General features: G+C 41.3%; 10 protein-coding genes. 6 read left to right on the forward strand and 4 right to left on the reverse strand.

The window, feature by feature from the left end; all coding sequences use genetic code 11:
* Positions 1-149: 149 nt before the first annotated feature.
* Both CXF61_RS06065 and CXF61_RS06070 read left to right on the forward strand, forming a co-directional pair.
* Entirely contained in the window at positions 150-1,124 is a 975-nt protein-coding gene (locus tag CXF61_RS06065; RefSeq protein ID WP_264755670.1) for a hypothetical protein, read from the forward strand.
* 160 nt (positions 1,125-1,284) lie between these two features.
* Positions 1,285-2,433, forward strand: a complete 1,149-nt coding sequence (locus CXF61_RS06070; RefSeq protein WP_165597543.1) for an acetyltransferase domain-containing protein — start codon at positions 1,285-1,287, stop codon at positions 2,431-2,433.
* A gap of 248 nt (positions 2,434-2,681) precedes the next feature.
* Here the strand turns inward: CXF61_RS06070 and CXF61_RS06075 are convergent, their stop codons facing one another.
* On the reverse strand, positions 2,682-3,575 hold the full coding sequence (locus CXF61_RS06075) for a LysR family transcriptional regulator (RefSeq protein WP_165597544.1): 894 nt from the start codon (positions 3,573-3,575) through the stop codon (positions 2,682-2,684).
* Positions 3,576-3,722: 147 nt separating this feature from the next.
* Here CXF61_RS06075 and CXF61_RS06080 point away from each other — a divergent pair, with 147 nt between their 5' ends.
* Positions 3,723-4,598, forward strand: a complete 876-nt coding sequence (locus tag CXF61_RS06080) for an MBL fold metallo-hydrolase (protein ID WP_165597545.1) — start codon at positions 3,723-3,725, stop codon at positions 4,596-4,598.
* Between the two features lie 132 nt (positions 4,599-4,730).
* A complete protein-coding gene (locus CXF61_RS06085) occupies positions 4,731-5,345 on the forward strand; it encodes a GNAT family N-acetyltransferase (RefSeq protein ID WP_165597546.1) in 615 nt (204 codons plus the stop codon).
* 20 nt (positions 5,346-5,365) lie between these two features.
* On the opposite strand, the gene dddP is transcribed toward CXF61_RS06085, so the two are convergent.
* On the reverse strand, positions 5,366-6,715 hold the full coding sequence (dddP, locus tag CXF61_RS06090; protein WP_165597547.1) for a dimethylsulfonioproprionate lyase DddP: 1,350 nt from the start codon (positions 6,713-6,715) through the stop codon (positions 5,366-5,368).
* A 198-nt stretch (positions 6,716-6,913) separates the two neighbouring features.
* Positions 6,914-7,783, reverse strand: a complete 870-nt coding sequence (locus CXF61_RS06095) for a DMT family transporter (protein ID WP_264755671.1) — start codon at positions 7,781-7,783, stop codon at positions 6,914-6,916.
* Between the two features lie 131 nt (positions 7,784-7,914).
* Here CXF61_RS06095 and CXF61_RS06100 point away from each other — a divergent pair, with 131 nt between their 5' ends.
* Together CXF61_RS06100 and CXF61_RS06105 are read left to right on the forward strand one after the other, a co-directional pair.
* Positions 7,915-8,805, forward strand: coding sequence for a LysR family transcriptional regulator (locus tag CXF61_RS06100; protein WP_165597548.1), 891 nt, complete (start codon positions 7,915-7,917; stop codon positions 8,803-8,805).
* Between the two features lie 122 nt (positions 8,806-8,927).
* Positions 8,928-9,551 (forward strand): carbon-nitrogen hydrolase family protein, encoded by a 624-nt coding sequence (locus tag CXF61_RS06105; RefSeq protein WP_165597549.1) that lies wholly within the window; start codon positions 8,928-8,930, stop codon positions 9,549-9,551.
* 246 nt (positions 9,552-9,797) lie between these two features.
* Here CXF61_RS06105 and CXF61_RS06110 read toward each other — a convergent pair.
* On the reverse strand, positions 9,798-9,957 hold a 160-nt coding region (locus CXF61_RS06110), incomplete at its 5' end, for an integrase core domain-containing protein (RefSeq protein ID WP_165596939.1).

The following is a 9,957-nucleotide window of genomic DNA, read 5'->3' on the forward strand; positions in this document are numbered from 1 at the left end:
TAACTTAGCAACAACCATCGCTTGCTGCTGCTAGCCTCATCATTATATAAAAATTATTGAAACTGTTTCTCTAAACCTACTGATTATCAAAATTATTAATTATAGTAGCATGCACCTATAAGGCTTACTCACACGTTTGGAGATACACGATGGATACTATAATACGGCCTATGAGCACACAGGTTACTCAACACCATAGCCACCATGATAGAGATAATAAACAAAGCGCACTACAGCAAGCACGCAACTTACCACTACCTTCAAAATCAGACATGCTTAGACGTGCACCATCGGTAGAGCATTTCTGGCATCAAAACAGCCAGTTACTAGAGCAAGCATGGGCAGAATGGGAAACCACTGAGCATGACTTGCCTGTACTCGATGATTCATTATTTGACCCAACTCTACGTGATGCAGTGACGCAAGCATGGCGCGCTCCTTCTACGGAGATGGCTGTTAAAAATTTATGGCAAGAGATACTACCTGACGTATATCAGGGGCAACTCTTTGACCCAGCACAACTATCAACGTTGCGCCGTTATTTGCAAGCAATTGCAGACGCTAACATTCCCATACGTCCTCCTTATGGTATTGCATTGAACAGTAATGGGGCCATGCTAGATGCACGCTCGCTAGGCTATCTGGCCACCCCTAATTTTCAGGCGCTTTATCATAGAGTCATGAATCAATATATGCGGCCTATCGCTCGGTTATTATTTGCCAATGTTTATGGCTATGACACTCAGACCTTTGGATTCTCGATTCAATACCAGCCGACAGGCGACACATCGCTACAACTTCATACTGATACTTCAGCGGTGACTATGAATATTAATCTAAATCTGCCAGGCGAAGACTTTACTGGATCAGAAGTCGACTTTGTCGATCGCCATTTAGGGCAAACCAAACGTGCCATCTCTAAACCTGGCATGGCGATTATTCATAGAGGCTCGGTGCCGCACGCCGCACATCCAATAACTAGTGGCAAACGTACCAATATGGTGCTTTGGCTGTATGGCGATAATATGCAAGTACCACGAGGAGTTGGGCTTAATAGTCATATTGATGCCAATCAACGTTGGACTGCTACGCACAGTCAGCCTGATAATTTCGCGCCGTTTTAATAGCGGTACGCTATCGTTAGGTCAGACACAGCATAAAAAGTTGAGACAAGCATGAACATTTAAATGAATGATTACCTCTACGAAAATGCACACTTGAATGAGTAAGCGCTATTAATTGATATGTTATAATGTTTCGTTTTAATTATATAAAGGCTATTGTATGCCGACACCGTTTCAACGGTTACAAGCGATCGACGCACTTCGAGGGCTTGTGATGCTCATCATGATGGTGGATCATGTTCGAGAGACCTTTTACTTACACCATCAAGTTCCTGATCCAATGCTGATACCAGGAACGGATGAACCACTATTTTTCAGCCGAATGATTGCCCATTTATGTGCGCCTGTCTTTGTGTTACTGACGGGACTGTCTGCATATTTGTACCAACATAAGCACAATAGTATCCAAATGACCCGCGAATTTTTAATCAAACGCGGGATTTTTTTGGTATTTTTGGAGCTGATTGTCATTAATTTTGCTTGGACAGCACAATTTCCACCTGATGTGGTTTACCTCCAAGTGATATGGGCGATTGGCTTCAGTATGATTGCGCTCTCAGCGGTTATTGGTTTGCCTAAGAAGTGGCTGTGGCTACTGAGCTTGGTGATTATATTTGGGCACAATTTATTAGATACCGTCTCCTTTGCCGACGTTCCTATTATGCATCAACTGTGGCTGATACTTCATGAACGCGGCTGGATTGAGTTTGGTGAGGTGATTCGTTTTAGAACCTCTTATCCTGTACTGCCTTGGATTGGCGTTATCATACTGGGATATTGTATCGGTACATCTGTGTTCGGTGACTCTACGTCTGTGCAAAAGAGAAATCGTACGTTACTGACATTTGGCATGGTGAGTATCGCGTTATTTGTGGTACTGCGACTGGCCAATGTATACGGCGATCAAGCATGGCTGATGATGCCGACTCTGAGTGAAACCTTCATGAGCTTTATGAATCTCACCAAATATCCACCATCGTTACTCTTTATATTGTGGAATGTAGGCATAGGACTGGTCTTATTAGTAATGCTCCAAAAGATTGAAACCAAATCATGGATAAAACCACTGGTAGTCATTGGTTCTGTACCCATGTTTTTTTATATCGTACATCTCTATGTATTGAAACTGCTGTATGTATTTGCCGTTCAACAGTTCGGTATGACGCATGGAGAATATTTTGGTGTAAATGACGTCAGTACACTTTGGTTCATTGCGATTGCACTGAGCATTTTACTGTATCCTTTAATGCGTGCTTTTGCTAAATTCAAACATAGTAATAAGCACATTACTATCCTCAAATATTTATAGCGATAGCTCCCAACGATATAAGAACTGTATAAAAGAACAACAACCCTATAAGCAGGCTTGGCCATCCTATATGGGATATAGCGAAGTCTAAACATTATCAAATGGTCAATAAGCATCATTTTAACGTTGCTATTGACCGTTTGAGTTTCTGCTATAGATTTCTGACGTTTTTTAATAAAATTTCTTATTGATCTACTTTATTATTTTTAAAATAGTATAAACAAATATTCCGATCTATCTATTACTTGCTACCAATAAGGCGAACGCTTTATTTCTTCGGCAAGAAAATCAATAAACTTTCTTTGTAGTGGTGTCACCTGCTTTCGATTGGCATAAACCACATAAACACCCAAAGTTTTGGGTTTCCATTCAGGTAATAACTCAATAAGTTGTCCAGATGCAATCAAAGATTTGACTGCGCCAGATGGCTGTAAACTGATCCCATGTCCACGCAACGTGGCAGAGAGCAAAACTTCAGAGATATTGGCGCTGATATTGCCAGAGATAGGAACAGACTCTGGACCATTTGGCCCATCAAACACCCATGCCGACCGTCCAAAATACGCAAACGATAGACAGTTGTGATGTACAAGCGACTGTACATCTGTAGGTCTGCCACGCCTTTGTAAATATTCAGGTGCAGCGCATACGATAGAGTGGCACTCACCGATACGTCTGGCAACGACATTTGGCTCCAAGTCATTGGTGATACGAATCGCCAAGTCAATACGGGCATCAACTAAATTGACCGAATCATCAGTGGTAAGAATATCAATTGCTGTTCGGGGCCAGTGAGAAACAAAGCGACCAACCACATCCATCAAAAGGCTATCAATCAGCGAAAAGCTGGCAGTGATTCGCAGCTGACCTTTTAGCTCCAAAGTATTTTGATTGCGTATCTGATCCAACGAGTCAGTCAATCCAAGCAACTGGTACGCCACCTCAAGAGTCTGCTCACCAGGTGCAGTGAGGCTCAGACTTCGAGTTGTGCGATGTAATAAGCGCATATCCATCCAGCTCTCAAGCTCTGTCAGATAGCGCGTTACTTTAGCTCTAGACATGTCTAGAATGTCCGCGGCACGGCTCAAGCTACCTTGTTCAACGATCGTAACAAACACCTGTAACGCGGTCAGCCTATCCATCTCTTCATCCTTATTTGCGCGAAAACTGAAACAGTAAATACCGAATTATAGCGTATTTAAACGAAATACAATCGAATAGAATAGCTACTAACAACGAATGCCGCCATTAACGCGGTCTATTTACTCAAATGAAAATACAGGTAGATTATGAAAAAATTAATGACAGCTTCTATGGCGGCCAGTGTACTACTGCTCGCAACCCAAACAAACGCAGCCGATCTACAACTGCAAGCATATAAACCTGATCAAAATGCTATTTTCCCAGTGACCTCTGTGCTGGCAAGTGGCGAGAAAGATGCTATCTTGTTCGATACACAGTTTAGTGTCAAAGATGGTGAAGCATTGGTTGATATGATCAAAAAAAGCAATAAAGACCTAAAAATGATTTATATCACGGCAGGCGATCCAGATTACTATTTCGGTCTTCAGCCTTTAGTCAAAGCCTTCCCTAATGTGAAGGTTATGTCTAGCCCTTCTATTATTGAACACATTGAGGCGACTAAAGATGCAAAATTAAAGCATTGGGGTCCAATCCTTGGCAAGCATGCGCCTACCAAGATCACAGTACCGCAAACACTTGATCAGTCTACACTGACCCTAGAAGGTCACAAAATCGAAATCAAAGAGATGGGAACCCATCAAGCATACATGTGGGTACCAGAGTCAAAAACTGTGTTCGGCGGTGTGTCGGTAACATCAGGTATGCATGTGTGGACTGCTGATACCCAAACTAAAGAAGCTCGTAGCGAGTGGATGCAATCATTGGAACAAATGAAGCAATTAAAGCCAAACCTTGTGATACCAGGTCACTATTCGGGCAACCTACTCAAAAAAGACTATGCTGTTGATTTCACCCTCAGCTATCTAAAAACCTTTGAGCAAGCACTGGATGAGGCAAAAAAGCAAGACTCCAAGCAGTCAGAAAAAGTAATTTCTACCATGGAAGCAGCCTATCCCGCGTTATCTGGGGATACTAGTTTACAAATAGGCAGTAAAGTAAATACAGGTGAAATGAAGTGGTAAATACGGATTATTAGATAAAAATAGCATTATTTGATAAGTCTGTTAGCGAAATACGAATGTCAAAATGCTGGCGTATGAATGCTTGATCAATCAGCATACGCCAGTACTTTTGATGATAAATGAGAGTGACTAATGACAATACAGTATCGTCGTGCTACGCCTGAAGACTTTGCAGCCATTGTCGACCTCTTTGTCTTCAATATGAATTTGAGTGTATTTACTACTGCTACAGATAAGCAGGTTCTAAAGCAACTGGCTACCCTATTTCTTGCGAAAGACTGTCATCATGCTACTTTTATACAAGTTGCAGAATATGATGACATCACTTGTGGTGTGGTGATAGGTGTTACTAAAGAAGATTCATACAAGGCATTACCATTCGATGATGAGCCTATTATTGTTCAGATAGAACAAAAGCTGGGTCTATCTGAACAAGGACAACAGGTATTAATTGATTTACAGAAAAAAGAAACGGCTGGCGCGAAACGAAAGACAGTCGATTTTGATAGCAAGCTACAGTTCTTCTGTGTAGATCCAGACTATCGTCGCCACCGTATTGGAGCGACGTTGATTCAAGCATTTGAGACTTATCTCGTGGCACAGGGTGCAGACATGTATGCATTACATACAGACACCCTGTGCACTTATCAGTACTACGATAACAATGGCTATCAGCGTGTTGATGAGTATCCTAACCATCTAAACCCGCAGATAATGCACTATACCTATGTCAAATCTTTATCTTAACAAGCTTGTATAGACTATCTTTAATTAGCCAATAAAGCGGCTTCGAAAGGATAGTTAGTAAGGTTTTCAAACCCAGTGTCTGTAATAATGATTTGATCTTCAAGTTTGACACCATTTTTACCTCCAACTCGACCTACATACGCTTCAACGCAGAGGGCCATGCCCGGCTCCAACACACCACTATAGCCATGGCATTCAAGGTCTTCGGGGTAACGAATAGACGGGTATTCATCACAAAGACCAACGCCATGCATCATCACACCATATCTTTGCGCTCTATATTCTTCAGGTAGTAATAAACCAGATTTTGTCACCTCCTCAAATGTCATTCCTGGTTTTAATATAGTCATGTTGTGTTGGATATGTTCATAAGCTACCTGATAGAGATGCTTTTGCTCTGCACTTGGCAAGCTCTCTCCAATCATCCAAGTTCGAGACAAGTCTGCACACATTCCATAAGGGCCAATCAGATCTGTATCGAATGCAAGTAACTCACCTTCCTTCACAATTCGAGGGCCACTTTCTTGAAACCAAGGATTGGTTCTAGGCCCTGAAGAAAGAATTCGACATTCTATCCACTCACCACCTCGACGAATATTTTCCGCATGAAGAATAGACCATATGTCATTCTCAGTGATACCGGGTACTGTTGCTTCTTGCATGCACTTCATCGCAACCTCTGTTGAGGCAATTGAACATCGCATGGCATTAATTTCATCTTCGTTCTTAATAGATCGAGCAAACTCCATCACTTCCTGACCATCAAAAACATCGATTCCTAACTGTTTTATCTTATTGAAACCAGCAATTTCAATTTTATCGATAGCCAATCTTTTATTGTCTCCAGCATGCTCCCGTAAAATAGATTGAATTTCTGAAGCAAACCTAGAGGCATGTTCGTCAGTTCTATCACCGGTTTCAAAGTAGAAGAAAGAAGCGCCTCCTCTGACTTCTTTGATCAAAGGAAGGTGTGCTGATAAGTGCTCACAATTGTGAAAATCCCATAAAATAAGATGGCCTGATGCCGATACAAAACAGGCTCTAGAGTGATTATGGGTTACCCATACCTGCATATTTGTGGAGTCAGTCGCATATCGAATATTAAGAGGATCAAACAATAAGATGCCGCCAAGATCTCTTTTCTGTAGTTCTTTTACGATTCTTTGGAGGCGGTATTCACGCATTCGTGTAAGGTTAGGAGGTGTCAACCCTAGCTCAGCCCACTCATTGAAAGCAATATCTGTGGGACCTATCTCGACACGGTCATTATCGTTCAGAGAGCCATCAGCTTTAAACGCGCCACCTCGACGCCGTGGAGGGTCGATTTTTCGATTTGAAGATGTGACTGAGAATGTGGTTATATTGCTCATTATTTGGCCTATCTCATAGTAATAACTCCAACAAACACAGGCTCCATTGAAGACTAGAGCCTTGCCTGAATGGTTGTATCTATAGTAATTTGCCACAAAAAATGAGTATGAAAAAACGATTTAAACACACGAATTCATGACATAAAGTCATGCTAATATTATGACGCTTTCCTTATCTGTTCTCTATGTTTCAAAACGCTATAAGGCTGTTCTTTTATATTTAATAGACTCAAGCGTGGCGAGCCAAATTAAAGGTAAGACAATAAGAGCCGAACCTATCAAAAGACTGATATCCGGTATTTCATCAAACCATACGATGCCGATAACCACTGCTCCTAACAGACCGGTATATTCTGCACTAGATATTTTATGTGCTTCTACCGCTCGGTAAACCAGCACGCAGATACCCGCATAAATCAAAATAAACAGATTTGAGCCTGCTGCTATCCATAGCGCGTACCAATTCAAAGGGGCATTTTCCCAAATAGCCAAACTAAGCCCCAACGGTATTCCGACTAAATTGGTCAAAAACAAGGTCTGAGCAACTGTGTGATTCGAAGGTAATTTTCGCACTAGTAGGTTGTTCGTCGCCATCGTTAAGGCCACGATCAACGCAAATATAGCACCCATATTAATTTGCGTTGGTTTTACCACGACAAGAATACCTATGAAGCCTAGTATTGCCACAATGATGCTTGGTGCTGTAAGTCTGTCTTTATAAAACAAAAACCCTAACGGCAACATCAGTAAAGGCGCAGTATAAAAAATCGCATTGACCGTGGCTAGCGGTAGCGCTTGGATAGACAACACCATAAATACCGCGCCAAACAACCAAATATGCCCACGTACAAAATGCCATTTTACGTGACTAAGTAGCTTGGCTTTTTGGTTGAATAAACAAAACGGTAGCAGCATCAAGACAGCTGTTAGCTGACGCAATAGCACAAACTGATAGACCGCTGCGCCATCTGGCAACTCTTTTATCAGCGCATCCGAAAGGACTGCAATCATGTTTCCTGCAACCAATAGTAACATTGCAAATCCAACACTCATCTTCGGCATTATCATGCTTATACCTATCTCAAAATACATAAAATTTTAAATTAAGCCATTTAATCTAATGGTCAGATAAATAGTATATTCGCGTATACTCATGACGTATAATGATATAAAAACGTTTAGTATTAGTTGAACTCATAATGAAACTCCCCCCATTACGTGCCATACAATGCTTTGAATCTGTAGCAAGGCTTAATAGTTTTTCTAAGGCAGCAGAAAGCCTCAACGTGACGCAAAGTGCCGTGAGTCATCAGGTTCGAACGCTTGAAGAATATCTTGGTGAAGCGTTGTTTTATAGGCAGGGCCGAACCCTTTCTTTAACAGATATAGGCGAGCGTTATTTCACAGAAGTAAATCAATCGCTGACGGCTCTGTCCAATACCAGTCAGGCCATTCGAAATGACCAGCCTGGGCATATTCGCCTAGCACTGTATAGTTCAGTGGCTGTCAATTGGTTGATTCCTCGGTTAGAAAACTTCCGCGAACAGCACCCAGAGATTGAGCTGACCTTAAATATGGTGACAGACCAAGACGACTATAATGAGCAGTGTTCGGATTGCTTTATTACCGTCAATCCACCGAAACGCAATGTAGTCAGCAAGCTTTTATTCGCTGAGAAGCTATTTCCTGTCTGTGGCCAAAAACTTTGGGCGGAAATAAAGGATCAGCCATTGCCTGAGGCGTTATGGCAACACCCTATACTGTCCGTAAAATACGCTGGAAAAAGTGAAAACGCGGCCAATGATTGGCTAAAGTGGTGCAAAGCAGGTGGGTTCGAGTTACCAAGCAATGTAAAAATCAATCAGTTTAGCCACGTACTTCTTGCCGCACAGGCCGCGCGTTATAACTTAGGTATTACGCTTATCGACAACTATATGATGCTAGAACAAACGCATCAGCAAAATCTTGTCAAAATCCCAATGCATGAATTACTCACTGGCGACAGTTTCTATTTCTTTTATAATGATTTAAAGTCAAATCAAGCTGACATTATTAAATTGAGCCGTTGGTTGGAATCGCAATGTCTTTAAAAGTGTTTTAAATAGCATTTGAAATAAGTGTTTCTAAAGACCGTCATTAACGAGTATTACCCATAATTGCGACCAATAAGTGCTGTGAAAGTATCAACCCCCTACGATAAAGAGCAAGACCTATGCAAATAATCCTCAATCAAATGGATATTACCGATTATCAAGTATCGGTAAATGCTGCTGCGATATTAAAATCAATCCATGATCATCAAGTTTGCGATGGCTTTATGATTTTTCCAGAACTTGCTTTGACTGGCTTTCCCACGCTAGACAATATTGAAGCGTTATATCATCAATCAACAGAGCACTTCCAAAGCATATTGGAAGCAAGCAAAAATACAAAGGCAACCATCATTATTGGACATATTGATAAGCAGTATCAACTTTTCTATAACGCATGTTCTTTTATAAAAAACGGCAAAATCATTCATAAACACCGAAAATCAAAGCTTTGGCTTGATGACGTTGGGGTATTTACCAGTGGAGAAGACTTATCAGTGGTTAGCATTAATGATGTGGTTTGCGGTGCTCAGATTTGTTTTGAGCTAGAGTTTCCAGAAGGCTCAAGAGCACTGGCAAAAAAAGGCGCCAAAATTATTTTTATGCCAAATGGCAACATGTCTTCCTATGCGAATACCCACTATGTATTGACTCAAGCTCGGGCTATAGAGAACCAATGTTTTGTGATTACCTGCAATGGTGTCGGCGTCGGTCATGGCGGTCAGTTTGTAGGAGAGAGAGTCTAATCGTTTCTCCTACGGGACGAATCATCAAAAAACTTGGTTCGTCGCCAGATATAGTAACAGTAGATATAGATTTAGAGGAACTAGAGCAGTCTAAGCAAAACTATCACTATATAGACTTGTCTTAATGTAACCATAGAGCTTAATCATTAAACTGAGTGGCAAGGTTGTTTTCTAGAGAAACCACAGTGAAGAAAAATCACGGTTACTTGGTAACCCTCCCAAACTTAAGACACCTAATAAATAGAATTAAGCTGCCTGATTGAGTTTCTGTATCGGTGTAAAACCGCCATTGCCCATATTTGGGCGCTTATGATTATAATGGTATAACCAGTTTTCTGCTTGTGCGCGTACCTGCTCTAGATTATCAAACAGCTCCTGATTTAACCAATCATATCTCATGGTTCTG

The sequence above is a fragment of the Psychrobacter sp. 4Dc genome (genome assembly GCF_002836715.1).
In the GTDB taxonomy this organism is placed as follows: Bacteria; Pseudomonadota; Gammaproteobacteria; order Pseudomonadales; family Moraxellaceae; genus Psychrobacter.